Below are 15664 nucleotides of genomic sequence, written 5' to 3'. Positions count from 1 at the left end.
GGGAACGCCGACCCGGCACATTCAGGACGACGACCCGCGCCGTGCGCGGAAGGCGAGGGAGAGCACCAGGGCCAGCGCCGTGGCGGTGACGGTCACCGCGAACGCCGGGGTGTGGCCGCCGAGGTCGGCGAGGCGGCCCGCCACCGTCGAGCCGAGCGCGTACCCGATGCCTGTGGCACCGGCGAGCAACGTCATGGCGGTGCCGACGCGCTCGGGCTCGACCACGGATCCAGCCATCGCGAAGTTGCTGATCATGTACGGCGCCACCGCGAAGCCCAGCAGGGCGATCACGGCGACGAGCTGCCCGATGGTCTGCACCAGGAGAAGCGGCACCGACAGGACGAGCAGCGCGGACGCGGACGCGACCATGCGCGTCGGGTAGCCGATGCGCTCGGGCAGGGCGGCGATCGCGAGGCCGGCGATCGCGCTGCCGACCCCGAGCGTCGCGTGGATGAGACCGGCCTGGCCGGGCTCGCCCGCGGCGGTGGCCAGCACGGTGGACCCCGTCTGCGTGGCACCGAACAGCATGCCGATCAGCATCTGGGCGAGAGCGAGCACGACGAGGACCCCGGTGATCACGGGCGCGTCGGACCGGACGGCCCCCGGTTCGGGTCGGGTGAGCGCGGCGGTGGGGTGGAGTGCGAACCACGACCCGAAGGCCACGAGCAGCCCCGCAGCCACCAGCAGCGCGTCGCCCGGGGCCACCACGACCGCCAGCAGCCCGACCGTGGCGGGGCCGAGCACGAAGGAGACCTCGTCGGCCGCTCCTTCGTAGGAGAACGCCGCGTCGACGAGCCGGCGCTGGTCGGGAGCGCGACGGGTGATCGGCTGCCACCGCACGCGGGCCAGCGGACCGATCTGGGGCGTGGCGAGCCCGGCCAGGGCCGCCACCACGATGATGGCGGCAGGTGACGCATCGGACTGCGTCGTCCACACGATCGCCGCGAGTCCTGCCCCTCCGGCCCACGACTGGGCGAGCACGACGGGACGCTGACCGATGCGGTCCGCCAACGACCCGAAGAACGGTGCACCGACGGCGTTCGCCACGGCGAGGGCGCCGGCGGCCGCACCGCCGAGCGCGTAGCGACCCGTGGCCCCGCTGACGAGGAGCAGCGTGCCCATCTGGCTCATGGCAAGCGGAACTCGCCCGAGGAAGGCTACGACGACGTAGGCGGGCCCGACGATCCGCAGCAGCGTGCGGTACGCGGTGATGGCTGACACTGCGCCCCAGAGTCTAGGGCGCGCCGTTCTCGGAACGCCATCGCCCTCACGAGGTCGCCGGACGGGCGACCACGTCCCGATCCTGCCTAGGGTGAGGTCATGCCGAAGTCGTTGCACGAGCTCGTCGCACCCGACTGGGCCGAGGCCCTGGCGCCGGTCGCCGACGACGTGACCCGGATGGGCGAGCTCCTGCGGGCCGAGACCGAGGCCGGCCGACCGTGGCTGCCCCACGGCGACGCGATCCTGCGGGCGTTCCGGGAACCGCTCGCCGACGTGAAGGTGCTCGTCGCCGGCCAGGACCCGTACCCGACGCCCGGTCACGCCATGGGTCTGTCGTTCTCGGTCCACCCCGACGTGCGCCCCCTTCCCCGCAGCCTCGCCAACATCTACACCGAGCTCGAGGCCGACCTGGGCATCCCTCGCGCGCCCCACGGGGACCTGACGGCGTGGTCGGAGCAGGGAGTCCTGCTGCTCAACCGGGTGCTGACGGTGGGGGCCGGCGCCCCGGCCAGCCACCGCGGGATGGGCTGGGAGCGCGTCACGGAGCAGGCGATCCGGGCCCTCGTGGCCCGCGACCGGCCGCTCGTCGCGGTGCTCTGGGGGCGGGACGCCCAGAAGCTGCAGCCCCTGCTGGGCGACACTCCCGCGGTCGCGAGTGCCCACCCCAGCCCGCTCTCCGCATCGAGGGGGTTCTTCGGCTCGCGGCCGTTCAGCCGCGTCGACGCGCACCTCCTCGAGCTGGGCAGCGCACCCGTCGACTGGCGGGTCCCGCCGATCCCACCGACCGCGGCGCCTACCCTGCAAGGATGAGCACTCCGACCGTCCGCGATCGCGCCGTGGTCATCGACCAGGCGTTCGCCGTCCTCCAGCGGTGGGGGCTGCGCCTCGTGGTGCTGGCCGCCGCCGTGTACGTGCTCGGCTGGATCGTCGGGCACCTCTGGATGGTGTTCTTCCCGCTGTCGCTGGCCCTGCTCGTGGCCACCGTCCTGGCGCCCCCGGTCACCTGGCTGCGTCGGCACAAGGTGCCGAGCAGCCTGGCCGCGGCCCTCGTCATGATCGGCTTCATCGCGGCGATCGTCGGTGCGATCGCGGTGCTCACGCCTCAGGTCGCAGGTCAGGCGCCGGCCATCGCCTCGCAGGCCTCCGACGGCCTGCAGCGGGTGCGCGACTGGCTCACCGACGGACCGCTACAGCTGTCCGACGGACAGATCACCCGCGCCATCAGCGCCGTGCAGGACAAGCTGCAGGAGAGCGCCGCGGCCATCAGCTCGGGCATCTTCTCGACGTTGAGCGCCGCGACGAACGCCGTCATCAACCTGGTGCTGGTCCTGATGCTCACGTTCTTCTTCGTCAAGGACGGCCACCGCTTCCTCCCGTGGCTGGCCACGCTGGGCGGCCGCCGGGCCGGCGAGCACGCGACCGAGCTGCTCGGCCGCACCTGGAACACCCTGGGCGGGTTCATCCGCACCCAGACCCTGGTGTCCTTCATCGACGCCGTCATCATCGGCATCGGTCTGACGATCCTGGGCGTGCCGCTCGCGATCCCCCTCGCGGTCATCACGTTCTTCGGCGGCTACATCCCGATCGTCGGCGCGTTCGTCAGCGGCATCCTCGCGGTGCTCGTGACGCTGGTGACGAACGACTTCAAGGCCGCCGTGATCGCCGCACTTATCGTGCTGGCCGTCCAGCAGCTCGAGGGCAACGTCCTGTCGCCGTGGCTGCAGGGCAAGACCATGAACCTCCACGCCGGGGTCGTGCTGCTGTCGGTCACCGCCGGCGGCACCCTGTTCGGGGTCACGGGCGCGTTCCTGGCCGTGCCGGTCGCGGCGACCACCGCCGTGCTGCTGCGCTACATCAACGAGCAGATCGACGACGGCGTGGACCCCGAGGCTCCACCCGAGGACTCCCACGCCGCGGCACTGCTGGCCGAGGGCAAGGTCGCCGACGACGCGGACTGACGTCGGCGCGAGCCCGTCGCACCTGGTCCGTGGAAGCCGAAGAGCCAACCCCGCAGGTCGGGGTTGGCTCGTCAGTGCTGTTCTGAGCGGTCGATCGCCTTCGCGGGCCCGTCGCGCCGGCCCGTCGGCCAGGCCGGATCGTCAGGCTGCGTCGTCAGGCTGGGACGTCGGCGGAGCGCTGCAGGATCGCGGTGCGCTCGTGCTCGGTCAGTCCGCCCCACACGCCGTAGGGCTCACGCGCGGCGAGGGCGTGCTCGCGGCACTCGGTGATCACGGGGCAGGTGCCGCAGACCGCCTTGGCGGCGGCCTCACGGTCGCGACGTCGCGAGCCGCGCTCGGCGTCGGGCGAGAAGAACCGCGCCGACTCCAGGCCCTGGCACGCGCCCTGGTACTGCCACTCGTAGACCTCCTGCAGCGGAAGCGGCAGGTTCTTGAGGTTCGCCATGATGGGCTCCTTCGCTGCATGGGGAGTGAGATCGGGGGTCGATCTCGGGGTTGTTCAGAACGTACCCCGAACTTGTTCAGGTTGGCAAGCGGGTGAACAAGTTCTATAGTTGAGGCATGACACCGCCCGATCCGAGCACCGCGCAGCGGCAGGAGATCCTCCTGTCCGTCGGTGAGGTCGCGGCTCGTCTCGGGGTGCCCGCCTCCACGTTGCGCACGTGGGAGCGCCGGTACGAGCTCGGCCCCACCGCCCGCAGCAGTGGTGGCCACCGCCGCTACGACGCCACCGACGTCGAGCGGCTCGAGCGCATGAACCTGCTCATCAGCAGTGGCCTCGGGCCCGCGGCCGCGGCGCGCGCCGCACTCAGTGGCGACCCCGTCGAGGTCGACGGCGACGCCGCCGACTTCGGTGACGCCATCGTGGCCGCCACCCGGGCGTACGACGCCGAGGGCTTGCGCACGCTGTTCACGCGCAAGCTGGAGGATCTCGGCACCCTCCACGCGTGGAGCGACCACATCGCGCCGAGCATGCGACGCATCGGCGACGAGTGGTACCAGGGCAACATCGGCGTCGACGGCGAGCACCTCGTCAGCGACGCGCTGCACACCGCCCTGCGGGCCCGCTTCGCCGCCCGACGCCTTCGGCACCAGGACCACCGCCCCGTTCTGCTGGCCTGCGCCGAGGACGAGCACCACGTCCTGCCCCTGCTCGCCCTGCAGTGCGCCCTCGCCGAGGACGGCGTCGGCTGTCACATGCTCGGCCAGCGCACGCCGTTCAGCGCCATCTCGGCCATGACCCTGCGCCTCCGACCCGCGGCCGTCTTCCTCTGGGCCTCGATCGTGCACTTCGACGCGGGCGCCCTGTCGTCGGTCGTCGACGCCGCCGGCGACCAGTCCGAGCTGATCCTCGGCGGGCCGGGGTGGAGCGTCGACAGCCTCCAGGTCGCGACCGACCTGGCCGAGGCCGTCGCGGCCGTGAAGAACGCCATCGCCCTGCACCCCGTCGACGCGTGACCGGCGCCCCTCCCACCGTTCTGACACGATTGACGACGTGGCCGACCTGACCTTCCGCGGACGCCGCGTCGTCCAGGACCGGGCCCTCGTGATGGCGATCGTCAACCGCACGCCCGACTCCTTCTACGACCGCGGCGCCACGTACGACCCCGCCGTCGCGCTCGACGCCGTCCGGCGTGCGGTCGACGACGGCGCCGACGTCGTCGACATCGGCGGCGTGAAGGCCGGCCCGGGCGACGCGGTCGACGCCGCCGAGGAGGTGCGGCGCACCATCCCGTTCATCGAGGCGGTGCGCGAGGCCGCGCCCCACGTCGTCATCAGCATCGACACGTGGCGCGCCGAGGTGGCCGACGCCGCCGCCGCAGCCGGCGCCGACCTGCTCAACGACACGTGGGCCGGGCACGACCCCGACGTCGTGGCCGTGGCCGCTCGACACGGTCTCGGCTACGTCTGCTCCCACACCGGCGGGGCGCTCCCCCGCACCCGCCCCCACCGCGTCCGCTACGACGACGTCGTGGCCGACGTCGTCGCCACGACCACCCGGGCGGCGAAGGCCGCGGTCGAGGCCGGCGTGCCACGTGAGGGCGTGCTGGTGGACCCCACCCACGACTTCGGCAAGAACACCTTCCACAGCCTCGAGCTGGTGCGCCGCGCCGACACTCTCGTCGCCACCGGCTGGCCGGTCCTCATGGCCCTGTCCCGCAAGGACTTCGTGGGCGAGACGCTCGGCCTCGGTCCCGACGACAGGCTGGAGGGCACCCTCGCGGCCACGGCCCTGACCGCTGCCGCCGGGTGCGCCATGTTCCGCACCCACGACGTGACGGCCACCCGGCGCGTGCTGGAGATGACGGCCACCCTGCGCGGTGAGCGACCGCCGACCAGGGCGGTGCGCGGCCTTGCCTGACCTGCAGCCCTGGTTCGCCACCCACACCCACGCCGCGTCCGCCCCGCTCGGCGACCTGGTGGCGGCCAAGCGTGGACGCCGCGTCGGCGTGGTGCTGCCCGCCCGCGACGAGGCCACGACGATCGGCGAGATCGTGCGACGCGTCCGCACCGCCTGGTGCGACCTCGTGCCGCTGGTCGACGAGGTGGTCGTGGTCGACTCCCGCTCCAGCGACGACACCGCCGCCGCGGCACGCGAGGCCGGAGCCGTCGTCGTGACCGCCGAGGACCCCGATCCCGCGTTCGACGGTGGCAAGGGATCGGCCATGCGCACCGGCATGGCCCACCTGACGAGCGACGTCGGCGTCTTCCTCGACGCCGACGTGCGCGGCTTCGACCCCGCCTTCGTGGCACGACTCGTCGGCCCCCTGCTCACCGACCCCTCGCTGGTGCTCGTGAAGGCCTTCTACGACCGCCCGACGCACGACGGCGGCGGTGGACGGGTGACAGAGCTGGCCGCCCGGCCCGAGATCGCGCGACGAGCACCCGAGCTGGCCGGCTTCGTGCAGCCGCTCGCCGGGGAGTGCGCGTTCGTCCTCGACGCGTTCGTCGACCTGCCCGTGGTCAGCGGCTACGGCGTCGACGTCGGCATGCTGCTGCAGGCGGTGCGCAAGCACGGCCTCGACGCGACGGCACAGGCCGACCTGGGCCGCCGCGAGCACGACCACCAGGGCCTGCGCGCCCTCGGGCGGATGGCGCTCCAGGTGCGCGCGGCGTTCGACCTGGTCCTCGACGACCGCGACGTCGTGGTCGACGAGCGCTGGGTGCCCGGCCGTGACGCCGACGGCGCCGCGACCCTGGTGGCCGAGCGGGTGGAGACGCGCCTGCTCCCTCCGCCCGGCGCCGGGGCTACCAGCTCGACTTCGTGATGCCCGGCAGCTCGCCCCGGTGCGCTCCCTCGCGGAACCGGATGCGCGAGAGTCCGGCGACCCGCAGGTGGCCCCGCGGCCTGCCGTCGACCTGGTCGCGGTTGCGCACCCGCGACGGGGAGGAGTCACGCGGCAGCCCGGCCAGGGCACGCGAGGCCTCCATGCGCTCGGCCATGGACAGCGACGTGTCCCGGGACGCGGCGCGCAGGGCGTCACGTCGTTCCCGGTAGCGCTCGACGACCTCCTTGCGGCGCTCGTTGGCGACGATCTTGCTGCGCTTGGCCATCAGCGCTCCTCCTTGAACTCGACGTGCCTGCGGATCCTCGGGTCGTACTTGCTCAGCACGAGCCGGTCGGGGTCGTTGCGACGGTTCTTGCGCGTGACGTAGGTGGTGCCCGTGCCCGCCGTGGATCGCAGCTTCACGATGGGCCGGACGTCGTTGCCCCGCCCCCTCGACGATCCCGCCATCAGAGCCTCTCCCCTCGAGCGAGGATGTCGGCGACCACGGCGTCGATGCCGCGCACGTCGACGGTCTTGATCCCTCGGGCACTGAGCGTGAGCGTGACGTGCCGGCCGAGGGTCGGCGCCCAGTAGCGCTTCTTCTGGACGTTGACGTCGAAGCGCCGCTTGGTGCGCCGGTGCGAGTGGGACACGTGGTGGCCGAAGCCCGGGGTGGCCCCGGTGACCTGGCAGGTGCGCGACATGGCGACCTCCTGTATAGAATGACAATCGTTCTCATCAGCCTACCGGAGACGTGACGTGAAGAAGAACCAGCACCCCCGCTACGACGAGGTCGCCTTCCGCGACCGCTCGGGCGACCTCCTGCTCGTGACCCGCTCGACGCTGCCCGAGCGCCTCCCTGCCGACCACGGCGCAAACGGCCGCCCAGGGCCCGGCACCCCTGCCGAGACGGTCGACGTCGACGGCCGCACCCTGCCCGTGGTCGACGTCGAGGTCTCCAGCGCCAGCCACCCGTTCTGGACCGGCCGCGGCCGCGTGGTCGACACCGAGGGACGGGTCGAGCGCTTCCGTCGCCGCTACGGGCAGGTCGACGCATGAGCCCCGTCGGCCGCGGACGCCGGCGCGTCCTCTCGCGCACCACCCCAGCCGTGCTCGTGACCGGCGTCGACGAGGTGGCCATGGAGGCCGTCACCGTGGGCCTCCAGTTCGACCTTCCCTCGGCCGTCGTCGTGCGCCACGTGCTCGACGTCGAGTCCCAGCGGCTCGTGCGCGTGGTCAGCGACTGCACCGGCGTCCTGGAGCGGCACGTCCACGAGCTGGAGCACGCCTGCGTGGCCTGCGCCCTCCGCGAGGACGTGGTGCCCACGATGGAGCGCCTCGCAGCCAGCGGTCGCTGGGGCGCGGTGGTCGCCCACCTGCCGGTGGCGGCCGAGGCCCTGCAGGCCTGCCGGGTCATCGAGACCTACGTGCAGGCCGCGCCGCACGTGCACGTGGCGGCCGTCGTCGCAGCCCTCGACGGCCGGACCGTGCTCGCCGACCTGCTCGGGGACGACCTGCTGCACGAGCGCGACCTGCACACGAGCGAGGACGACTCCCGCGGCGTCGCCGAGACGGCCGCCGCGATCGTCGAGTACGCCGACGCCGTCGCGCTCACCGGACCGTGCGACCCCGCCGGGCTGGACCTGCTGCGTGCGCTCGCTCGTCCGGGCGTCACGGTCGTCGACGACCCGTCGGCGCTCGACGCCACGCCGCTCGTGGCCGGAGCGCACCGCCACGACGTCACGGAGGCGTGGGTCGACGTCGTGCGACGCGACGAGCTGCCGCTGCACGGCTCCCGCTACGTGTGGACGCTCGACCTCCGCTCCGACCGCCCGTTCCACCCCGGACGCCTGCTCGAGAGCATCGAGAAGATCGGCGGCGGGCCACGTCGCTCGCGCGGTTCGTTCTGGCTGCCGAGCCGCCCCTCCGACGTCTGCGTGTGGGACGGGGCGGGCGGACAGCTGAGCGTCGGGACGGCCTCCCCGTGGGGCACCGACACGCCCCTGACCCGCATCGTCGTGCACGGCCTGGCGTCGGGACCGCTCGCCAGCAGCCCCGACGACGTGCAGGAGGCCTTCGAGCACTGCCTGCTCAGCGACGCCGAGCTGGCCGACCGGGGCCCGTACTGGGAGGTCGCCTCCGACGGCCTCGAGCCCTGGCTCGGCGACGTCCGCCGCGCCGCCTGAGCCGTACCCATCGCCGCCCAGGGCCCGGCACGCCCGCCGGGTCCGCCCACCGCCCAGGGCCCGGCACCCCTGCCGGGTCCGCCCACCACCCGATCGAAGGAGCCCCATGGCCGTCCCCAAGCGCAAGACCTCGCGCAGCAACACCCGCCACCGGCGGTCGCAGTGGAAGGCGACGCCCGCCGACCTCGTGCCCGTCACCGTCGAGGGCCGCACGGTGCGGGTGCCGCGCCGGCTCGTCAGGGCCGTGCACCGCGGCCTGGTCGACGTCGACCGTCTCTGAACCACCGCCCCCGAGCCTGTCTGAGCCTGTCGAAGGGTCGGGGGCCCGAACCCGTCCCACCCACAGGAGGAACCATGAAGGTCCGCAACTCCCTGCGCTCGCTCAAGAACCAGCCCGGCTCGCAGGTCGTGCGCCGACGCGGGCGCACCTACGTGATCAACAAGCAGAACCCGCGCCTGAAGGCCCGCCAGGGCTGACGACCTCCGGACCCACCACGGTTCCCTGCCACTCACCATGGCGCGCACGCCATGGTGAGTGGGGCAGGACCGTGGTGGGTTCGCGATTCCCATCAGGTGATGAGAATCGTGGGGCCGGTGGGCCGGAGGTCAGCCGACGAGCTGCTGCCAGGTGTCCCAGCCGATGCGCACGACGAACGCCGACACCACGACGATGAACACGATGCGGATGAACCGGTTGCCCCGCGCCACGGCGAGGCGGGCGCCGAGGTAGCCGCCGGCGACGTTGCAGACCATCAGCACCGCGGCGACCTTCCAGATGACCGCACCCTGCGGGACGAACACGACCAGGGCGGCCAGGTTGGTCGCGAAGTTGGCCAGCTTCGCCTTGCCGCTAGCCTCCAGGAACCCGTAGCCGAGCACCCCCACGAGCGCGAAGACGAGGAACGAGCCGGTCCCCGGCCCGAGGGCGCCGTCGTAGAAGCCGATGGACGCACCCACCAGCATGGCCGCCCCGTAGTGGCGCCGACCGGTGAAGCGGATGGCCGCCACCTGGCCGAGGTCGGGTCGCAGCACCGTGAAGGCACCGACGACGACCAGGACCACGAGGATCGCCGGGTTGAAGGCCGCGCGCGGGATCCACGAGGCCACGACCGCACCCAGCAACGAGCCGATGAACGCCGCACCCGCCAGGGGCGCGGCCGTGCGCAGGTCGAGCCGCACGCGTCGCAGGTAGGTGATGCTCGACGTCGTCGTGCCGGCGATCGAGCCGATCTTGTTCGTGGCCAGCAGCTGGACCGGCGCCGCCTGCGGGAAGGCCACCATGAGGGCGGGCAGCTGGACCAGCCCGCCACCCCCCACGACGGCGTCGATCCATCCGGCGAAGAACGCGGCCACGCCGAGGAACAGCAGCACTCCCCCGGTGAGCTCCTCCACCCGGTCAGGCTACGCACCGGCCGGACCCGGCCACGAGGCGGCGACGTCATGAGGAACGACCAGCGCACTCCTCACCGTCGGGACCAGTAGCCTGAGTCCCGCCAGAGCCCCTCCACGGAAGTAGGCCCCATGCGACTGATCGCTGCGCGCGTCCGCAAGGTCATGTCGGTCCACGACTCCGGACGCCTGGCGCTCGACGAGGGCATCACGACCATCGTCGGCAAGAACGAGTCGGGCAAGACGGCCATGCTGCAGGCGCTGTACCGGGCCAACCCGCTGCCCAGCGGTCACGTCACCGCGTTCACCGCGCGACGCGACTACCCCCGACGCGACCTCGGGCGCGACCGCGAGGTCATCGACCAGGTCCGCCCCGTCACCCTCGAGATCGAGCTCGACTACGACGACCGCCAGGTCCTGGAGCGCGCCGGCGCCCTGCTGCCGACGACCCCGCTGTTCGTGAGCCGCTCGTACGGCGACGGCGAGCTGCACTGGGCGTCCGACGAGGAGGGCACCCCGCTCGAGGCGTCGCCCGAGGCCATCGCCCGGCTGACCGCGATGCTGCCGGGCTTCCAGTACTTCGACGACCACAACGTGCTCCCTGGCAGCGTGTCCATCCGGCGTCTGCAGGAGATGGACTCGGCCGACCTCTACCCCTCCGAGCGCACCGCGCTGGCGCTGCTGAGGCTGGCCGGCGTGGCCGACGCCTCGTTCGACGAGGACGACTACGAGGTCCGCAAGGCCGCGCTCGAGGCCGCCGCCGCACGCCTGTCGGACCAGCTGCTGGAGTACTGGAGCCAGAACCGCGAGCTGTCGATCGAGCTCGACCTGGAGACGATGGGCATCTCCTCGCCCGACCCGTGGCTGCACATCCGCGTGCGCGACGACCGCCAGCGGATGAGCCTCAACGTTGCGGAGCGCTCCAAGGGCTTCATCTGGTTCTTCTCCTTCCTCGCGGCGTTCTCGGAGTTCGCCGACCAGGACCGTCGGGTCATCCTGCTCGACGAGCCCGGCATGAACCTGCACGCGAACGCCCAGGCCGACCTGCTGCGCTACATCAAGGAGCACCTCGGCCCCTTCCACCAGGTCGTCTACTCCACCCACTCGCCGTACCTCATCGACTCCGGTCGCCTGAGCCGCTGCCGCGTGCTCGAGAACGTCGGCGACGAGGGCAGCAAGATCAGCTCCGACCTGTGGCGGGCAGGGTCCGAGACCACGGTGCCCCTGCTGGCGGCGCTCGGTGCGGACCTCACGCGCAAGCTGGTCAGCGGGCCGCACCAGCTGCTCGTCTCGTCACCGTCGGACATCACGTACCTGACGGTCATGGGTGACCTGCTCCGTTCCGAGGGCGGACGCGCGCTCGACCCGCGCTGGAACCTGACGCCCGTCGGTGGTGCCTCCGGCATCCCGACGATCCTGGCGCTGCTCGGCACCACGGCCGTCTCGGCCACGGTGCTCATGGACGGTCCGGCCGGCGCGCGGGGCGCCGTCGAGGAGCTGGTGAACCGAGGGGCGATCTCGGCCGACCACATCGTCCCGCTCACCGACATCACCGGCACCCTCGACGCCGACCTCGAGGACCTCTTCGACTCCCGGTGGTACGTGACACTCCTGGAGGAGTCCGGCGGACCGAAGGTCTCGCACCGCAAGATCACCGGCAAGCGGTTCCTGCGCAAGCCGCCTCGCCGACGCATCGTGCACCAGGCCGAGACGGTCGTCGGCGGCGCCTACGACCGCTTCCAGCCCGCCGGCCACCTGCTGCGCAACCGGTCGCAGGCGCTCGCCTCGGTCGACGCCGAGACGAAGAAGCGGTTCCAGCAGCTCATCGACCGGCTCAACGCCCTGCTCTGACCCCCCTCTCCCTGGTCGACCAGGAGTGGCTCGTCAGCGACGGAGGACGCGCAGCGAGCCGGTGTGGCCGACCTCGGTGAAGCCGTCGTCGAGGGCGCGCAGGTAGATGCGGTAGGGCGCCTGCCCGCCGTCGGCGGGGTCGGGGAAGACGTCGTGGATGACGAGCGCACCCCCGGGGCGCATCCACCGGGCCCAGCCCTCGTAGTCGCCCTGGGCGTGCTCGTCGGTGTGCCCGCCGTCGACGAACACGAGGTCGAGCTCGCGGCCCCACCACGACGCGACGTCGGGCGAGCGCGCCACCACCACGTCGACGACGTCCTCCAGGCCGGCGCGCGCGAGGGTCTCGCGCAGGAACGGCAGGGTGTCCATCCGGCCGTCGGTGCCGACGAGGGTCTCGTCGTGGTACTCCCAGCCGACCTGCTGCTCCTCCGAGCCGCGGTGGTGGTCGATCGTCACGAGCCGCGCGCCGCGCTCGCGCGCGACGTGGCCGAGGTGCACCGCGGACTTGCCGCAGTAGCTGCCGATCTCGACCGCCACCCCGCCCGCGCGCAGGTGGGCGGCGGCCGCGGCCCGCAAGGCGTCGGCCTCGTCCGCCGGAAGGAAGCCGCGCACCTCGTCGGCCACCGCCTGCAGCGCCTCGGGCAGCGGCGGTGCACTCATGCCACGCACGGCTGGTCACACTTCTCGGCGGCGGCCAGGAGGGGCAGGCCCTCCCCGCGGAACAGCCCGTTGGCGGGCGTGGTCCGGGTCAGGGCGTCGACGGCGAGGAGCACGGTGCCCGCCGTCCAGGTGGTCTGCTCGATCGGCCAGTAGGTCTCGTCGGGATAGACGTAGCCGGTCCAGTACGTGGCGTCCTCGCGGCGCAGGACCTGGATGTCGGCGAGGAGCGCCCGGGCGTCGGCGCCACGGCCCACCGCGTCGAGCGCCAGGACGAGCTCGCACGTCTCGCCCCCGGTGACCCAGGGGCTGTCGTCCACGCACCGCGCACCGAAGCCGGGCACCACGAAGTCGTCCCAGCGCCGCTCCAGGCGGGCCAGGGCGACGGCGCGTGGCAGCGCCCCGCCCAGCACGGGGTAGTACCAGTCCATCGAGAACCGGGCCTTGTCGGCGAACCGGTCCGGGTGGTGGTCCAGGGCGTGGCGCAGCCGCACCGCCGCGTCCTCCCAGTGCGGCACCCGCTCGCCCACGACGTCGGCCAGCGCGACGCCGCACCGCAGGCTGAGGTGGATGCTGGCGTTCCCGGTGACGAGGGCCTCGTCGGCAACGCACCCGTCGGCGCCGCGCGACCAGCGGACCGGACCCGCGTCGTCCTGCAGGACGAGCACGGCGTCGAGCGCACCCTGCACCGACGGCCACATGGAGCTGACGAAGGCCCGGTCGCCGGTCAGCCGCCAGTGGTGCCAGACCGCGGTGGCCACGTAGGCGGTGAAGTTGGCGTCGGTGGCGGGCTCGACCACCTCGCCCCCGGAGTACTTGGTGGCCCACGTGCCGTCGGGTCGCTGCTGCGAGCGGCTCCAGGCGTAGGCGGCCTCGGCCTCGTCGCGGCGCCCGGCGACGGCGAGCCCCATGGCGGCCTGGAGGTGGTCCCACGGGTCGAGGTGCCCGTCGACCTCCCACGGGATCGCCCCGTCTCGGGTCTGCACGTCCGCGATCGTGTCGGCCGTGGCCTGCACCTGGGCAGCGTCGAGCACGCCGGGGAGCGCGAGGACGGCCGGCGATCCGGTGACGGCGGGGGTCACGGCGACCTCAGGCCGCGAGCGGCTTGGTGTAGTACAGCGCCACGCTCTTGCCCAGGACCGGGTCGAGGAGCTTCTCGGCCACGCGGGTGGTGCGGGGCGCCTTCATCATGTCCCACACGAGCAGCTGGTGGTAGGCGCGCACGGCCGGGTGCTGGTCGCGCTCCACGCCCACGGCGCACTTGATCCACCAGTACGGCGCGTGCAGGCCGTGCGCGTGGTGGGTGTGGGTGTGCACCAGGCCCTCGGCACGCAGCTTCGCGTCGAGCTCGCTGGCCTTGTAGATGCGGATGTGCCCGCCCTCGTTGGCGTGGTACTCGTCCGACAGCATCCAGCACACCTTCTCGGGCCAGAAGCGCGGGACGGTCACGGCCAGCGTCCCGCCGGGCGCCAGGATGCGCACGAGCTCGCTGATGGCCTGCTCGTCCTCGGGCACGTGCTCGAGGATCTCCGAGGCGAGCACGACGTCGAAGGAGGCGTCGGCGTAGGGCATGTCGAGGATGGTCCCGGCCTGCACGGCACCACGCCCGGTCCTGGGCACCTGCCCCTCGACCCGCATCGCCTCGAACATCTCGTCGACGCCCTTGAGCTCGACCTCGTCGAGGTCGAACGCGGTCACGTCGGCACCGCGGCGCAGGGCCTCGTAGCTGTGCCGGCCGGCGCCGGCACCGACGTCGATGAATCGGGTGCGGGCGCCCACCCGGAGGCGGTCGAAGTCGACGGTCAGCACGTCACTGCTCCTTGCCGGCGAACCTGCGGATCGCCTCGTCGTAGACGTCGGCGGTGGCCTTGGCCACCGAGGTCCAGCTGTAGCGCTCGAGCGCACGGGCACGGCCGGCGGCGCCCAGGGCCGCGCGGCGGTCGGGGTCGTCGAGCAGGGAGGAGACGGCGGCGGCCAGCTGCTCGGCGTCGCCCGGCTCGACGAGCACCGCGCACGGCTCGCCGCCCTCGGCGTCGCCCACGACCTCGGGGATGGCGCCGGCGCGGCTCGCGACGACCGCGGTGCCGCTCGCGAGCGCCTCGACCGTCGGCAGGGAGAAGCCCTCGTAGAGCGAGGGGACGCACATGATCTCGGCCGAGCGCAGGAGCTCAGCGATCTGCTCGGACTCCAGGCCGCTGTGGGTGGTCACGCAGTCGCGCAGGTCGAGCGCGTCGATGCGGCGGTCCGTGGCGCCGCCGGGCTCGACGCTCGAGACGAGCTGCAGCTCGACGTCGGGGTGCTCGACCCGCACCTTGGCGAGTGCGTCGAGGAGGTGGGCGACGCCCTTGAGCGGCTTGTCGGCGCTGGCGACCGCCACGATGCGGCCGGGCACGCGGGACTCGGTCGCGGCGGGGGTGCCGGGCTGTCGGCGGCGAACGGGACCGAAGGTGTCGGTGTCGACGCCGAGCGGCACCACGCGGATGCGGGCCGGGTCGATGCCGAAGTCGGTGACGGTGTCGTCGGTGGCCACCGTGGAGACGCCCACGACGAACGGCAGCCGCCGGGCGACGCGGGCCTGCATGCCCACGAACGAGTACCACCGAGCGACCGAGAGCTTGCGCCACCCACGGGCAGCCTCGAGCTCGACGATGCGGTCGCGGCTGATCGGGTGGTGGATCGTGACGACGAGCGGGAGCCGTCGGCGCAGGGCGAGCAGCCCCCAGCCGAGGCTCTGGTTGTCGTGGACCACGTCGAAGTCGTCGAGCCGGTCCTTGAGGTGACGGTCGGCGCGCAACGTGAACGAGAGCGGCTCGCCGAAGGCCCCGGTGACGCTGAGCAGCCACTCGACGACGTCGGGAACGCTGCGCAGCGTCCAGGGCGCCGGGGGCTTGAAGGGGTCGGGCTCGTCGTAGATGCCGAGACTCGGCAGCCTCGTCAGTCGCACCCTCGGGTCGAGACCCTCGGGGTAGGGCTGACCGGAGATGACCTCGACGTCGTGGCCGGCCTCGACAAGACCCCGGCTGAGGTGCTCGACGTAGACGCCCTGGCCACCCACGTGCTGCTTGCTGCGGTACGACAACAGGGCGACGCGCACGTGACCACCTTCCTGTGACGTCGCACCGACAGCGACCGT

At 72.8% G+C, this 15664-nt stretch carries 20 protein-coding genes; 10 read left to right on the top strand and 10 right to left on the bottom strand.

The window, feature by feature from the left end; translation table 11 throughout:
• Nucleotides 1–21: 21 nt before the first annotated feature.
• Nucleotides 22–1221 carry an MFS transporter gene (locus ASF35_RS04680; protein WP_055963531.1) on the bottom strand — a complete coding sequence of 400 codons (1200 nt, stop codon included), beginning with the start codon at nucleotides 1219–1221 and terminating at the stop codon, nucleotides 22–24.
• A 99-nt stretch (nucleotides 1222–1320) separates the two neighbouring features.
• On the opposite strand from ASF35_RS04680, the gene ASF35_RS04675 reads away from it, so the two are divergent.
• Both ASF35_RS04675 and ASF35_RS04670 read left to right on the top strand, forming a co-directional pair.
• Complete coding sequence (locus ASF35_RS04675; RefSeq protein WP_055963527.1) at nucleotides 1321–2031, top strand: uracil-DNA glycosylase; 711 nt, start codon at nucleotides 1321–1323, stop codon at nucleotides 2029–2031.
• Nucleotides 2028–3179 (top strand): AI-2E family transporter, encoded by a 1152-nt coding sequence (locus tag ASF35_RS04670; protein WP_055963524.1) that lies wholly within the window; start codon nucleotides 2028–2030, stop codon nucleotides 3177–3179. The genes ASF35_RS04675 and ASF35_RS04670 overlap by 4 nt, the downstream gene beginning before the upstream one ends.
• 154 nt (nucleotides 3180–3333) lie before the next feature.
• On the opposite strand, the gene ASF35_RS04665 is transcribed toward ASF35_RS04670, so the two are convergent.
• Complete coding sequence (locus ASF35_RS04665; RefSeq protein ID WP_055963520.1) at nucleotides 3334–3624, bottom strand: WhiB family transcriptional regulator; 291 nt, start codon at nucleotides 3622–3624, stop codon at nucleotides 3334–3336.
• A gap of 116 nt (nucleotides 3625–3740) precedes the next feature.
• On the opposite strand from ASF35_RS04665, the gene ASF35_RS04660 reads away from it, so the two are divergent.
• Genes ASF35_RS04660 through ASF35_RS04650 form a run of 3 tightly spaced genes read left to right on the top strand, consistent with a single transcriptional unit; the run spans nucleotide 3741 to nucleotide 6448 of the window.
• Nucleotides 3741–4637 (top strand): MerR family transcriptional regulator, encoded by an 897-nt coding sequence (locus tag ASF35_RS04660; RefSeq protein ID WP_055963517.1) that lies wholly within the window; start codon nucleotides 3741–3743, stop codon nucleotides 4635–4637.
• A gap of 37 nt (nucleotides 4638–4674) precedes the next feature.
• A complete protein-coding gene (gene folP, locus ASF35_RS04655; protein ID WP_055963514.1) occupies nucleotides 4675–5541 on the top strand; it encodes a dihydropteroate synthase in 867 nt (288 codons plus the stop codon).
• Nucleotides 5534–6448: a glucosyl-3-phosphoglycerate synthase gene (locus tag ASF35_RS04650; protein WP_162237282.1), complete on the top strand. Its 915-nt coding sequence runs from the start codon at nucleotides 5534–5536 to the stop codon at nucleotides 6446–6448. Before folP ends, ASF35_RS04650 begins: the two co-directional genes overlap by 8 nt.
• Here ASF35_RS04650 and rpsN read toward each other — a convergent pair.
• Genes rpsN through rpmB form a run of 3 tightly spaced genes read right to left on the bottom strand, consistent with a single transcriptional unit; the run spans nucleotide 6429 to nucleotide 7152 of the window.
• The gene (rpsN, locus tag ASF35_RS04645; RefSeq protein ID WP_055963508.1) at nucleotides 6429–6734 is read right to left on the bottom strand and encodes a 30S ribosomal protein S14; all 306 of its coding nucleotides are present in this window, start codon (nucleotides 6732–6734) and stop codon (nucleotides 6429–6431) included. The two genes, ASF35_RS04650 and rpsN, sit on opposite strands and share 20 nt — an antisense overlap.
• Complete coding sequence (rpmG, locus tag ASF35_RS04640) at nucleotides 6734–6916, bottom strand: 50S ribosomal protein L33 (protein ID WP_055963505.1); 183 nt, start codon at nucleotides 6914–6916, stop codon at nucleotides 6734–6736. The genes rpsN and rpmG overlap by 1 nt, the downstream gene beginning before the upstream one ends.
• Complete coding sequence (rpmB, locus tag ASF35_RS04635) at nucleotides 6916–7152, bottom strand: 50S ribosomal protein L28 (protein WP_055963502.1); 237 nt, start codon at nucleotides 7150–7152, stop codon at nucleotides 6916–6918. The genes rpmG and rpmB overlap by 1 nt, the downstream gene beginning before the upstream one ends.
• A gap of 55 nt (nucleotides 7153–7207) precedes the next feature.
• Here rpmB and rpmE point away from each other — a divergent pair, with 55 nt between their 5' ends.
• The 4 genes from rpmE to ykgO all read left to right on the top strand — a co-directional run bounded on the left by rpmE (nucleotide 7208) and on the right by ykgO (nucleotide 9111).
• On the top strand, nucleotides 7208–7507 hold the full coding sequence (gene rpmE, locus ASF35_RS04630) for a 50S ribosomal protein L31 (protein ID WP_055963498.1): 300 nt from the start codon (nucleotides 7208–7210) through the stop codon (nucleotides 7505–7507).
• Complete coding sequence (locus tag ASF35_RS04625; RefSeq protein ID WP_055963495.1) at nucleotides 7504–8634, top strand: GTP-binding protein; 1131 nt, start codon at nucleotides 7504–7506, stop codon at nucleotides 8632–8634. Before rpmE ends, ASF35_RS04625 begins: the two co-directional genes overlap by 4 nt.
• Before the next feature lie 106 nt (nucleotides 8635–8740).
• Nucleotides 8741–8914, top strand: coding sequence for a 50S ribosomal protein L32 (rpmF, locus tag ASF35_RS04620; RefSeq protein WP_055963491.1), 174 nt, complete (start codon nucleotides 8741–8743; stop codon nucleotides 8912–8914).
• Nucleotides 8915–8988: 74 nt separating this feature from the next.
• Nucleotides 8989–9111 (top strand): type B 50S ribosomal protein L36, encoded by a 123-nt coding sequence (gene ykgO, locus ASF35_RS04615; RefSeq protein WP_023645249.1) that lies wholly within the window; start codon nucleotides 8989–8991, stop codon nucleotides 9109–9111.
• Nucleotides 9112–9240: 129 nt separating this feature from the next.
• Here the strand turns inward: ykgO and ASF35_RS04610 are convergent, their stop codons facing one another.
• Nucleotides 9241–10026, bottom strand: a complete 786-nt coding sequence (locus ASF35_RS04610; RefSeq protein ID WP_055963489.1) for a TSUP family transporter — start codon at nucleotides 10024–10026, stop codon at nucleotides 9241–9243.
• Nucleotides 10027–10155: 129 nt separating this feature from the next.
• On the opposite strand from ASF35_RS04610, the gene ASF35_RS04605 reads away from it, so the two are divergent.
• Entirely contained in the window at nucleotides 10156–11874 is a 1719-nt protein-coding gene (locus ASF35_RS04605) for an ATP-dependent endonuclease (protein WP_055963486.1), read from the top strand.
• A 33-nt stretch (nucleotides 11875–11907) separates the two neighbouring features.
• Here the strand turns inward: ASF35_RS04605 and ASF35_RS04600 are convergent, their stop codons facing one another.
• From ASF35_RS04600 to ASF35_RS04585, 4 genes are read right to left on the bottom strand one after another with little or no spacing between them, the layout of a single operon-like run.
• Entirely contained in the window at nucleotides 11908–12534 is a 627-nt protein-coding gene (locus ASF35_RS04600) for a class I SAM-dependent methyltransferase (protein ID WP_055963483.1), read from the bottom strand.
• Nucleotides 12531–13613, bottom strand: coding sequence for a prenyltransferase (locus ASF35_RS04595; RefSeq protein WP_055963479.1), 1083 nt, complete (start codon nucleotides 13611–13613; stop codon nucleotides 12531–12533). Before ASF35_RS04595 ends, ASF35_RS04600 begins: the two co-directional genes overlap by 4 nt.
• Nucleotides 13614–13620: 7 nt before the next feature.
• The gene (locus ASF35_RS04590; protein ID WP_055963476.1) at nucleotides 13621–14340 is read right to left on the bottom strand and encodes a bifunctional 2-polyprenyl-6-hydroxyphenol methylase/3-demethylubiquinol 3-O-methyltransferase UbiG; all 720 of its coding nucleotides are present in this window, start codon (nucleotides 14338–14340) and stop codon (nucleotides 13621–13623) included.
• 1 nt (nucleotide 14341) lies between these two features.
• Nucleotides 14342–15625, bottom strand: a complete 1284-nt coding sequence (locus tag ASF35_RS04585) for a glycosyltransferase family 4 protein (RefSeq protein ID WP_055963473.1) — start codon at nucleotides 15623–15625, stop codon at nucleotides 14342–14344.
• Nucleotides 15626–15664 lie beyond the last annotated feature (39 nt).

This window comes from Aeromicrobium sp. Leaf291, from assembly GCF_001423365.1.
GTDB lineage: Bacteria > Actinomycetota > Actinomycetes > Propionibacteriales > Nocardioidaceae > Aeromicrobium.
This window is presented reverse-complemented; position numbering and strand designations above follow the sequence as displayed.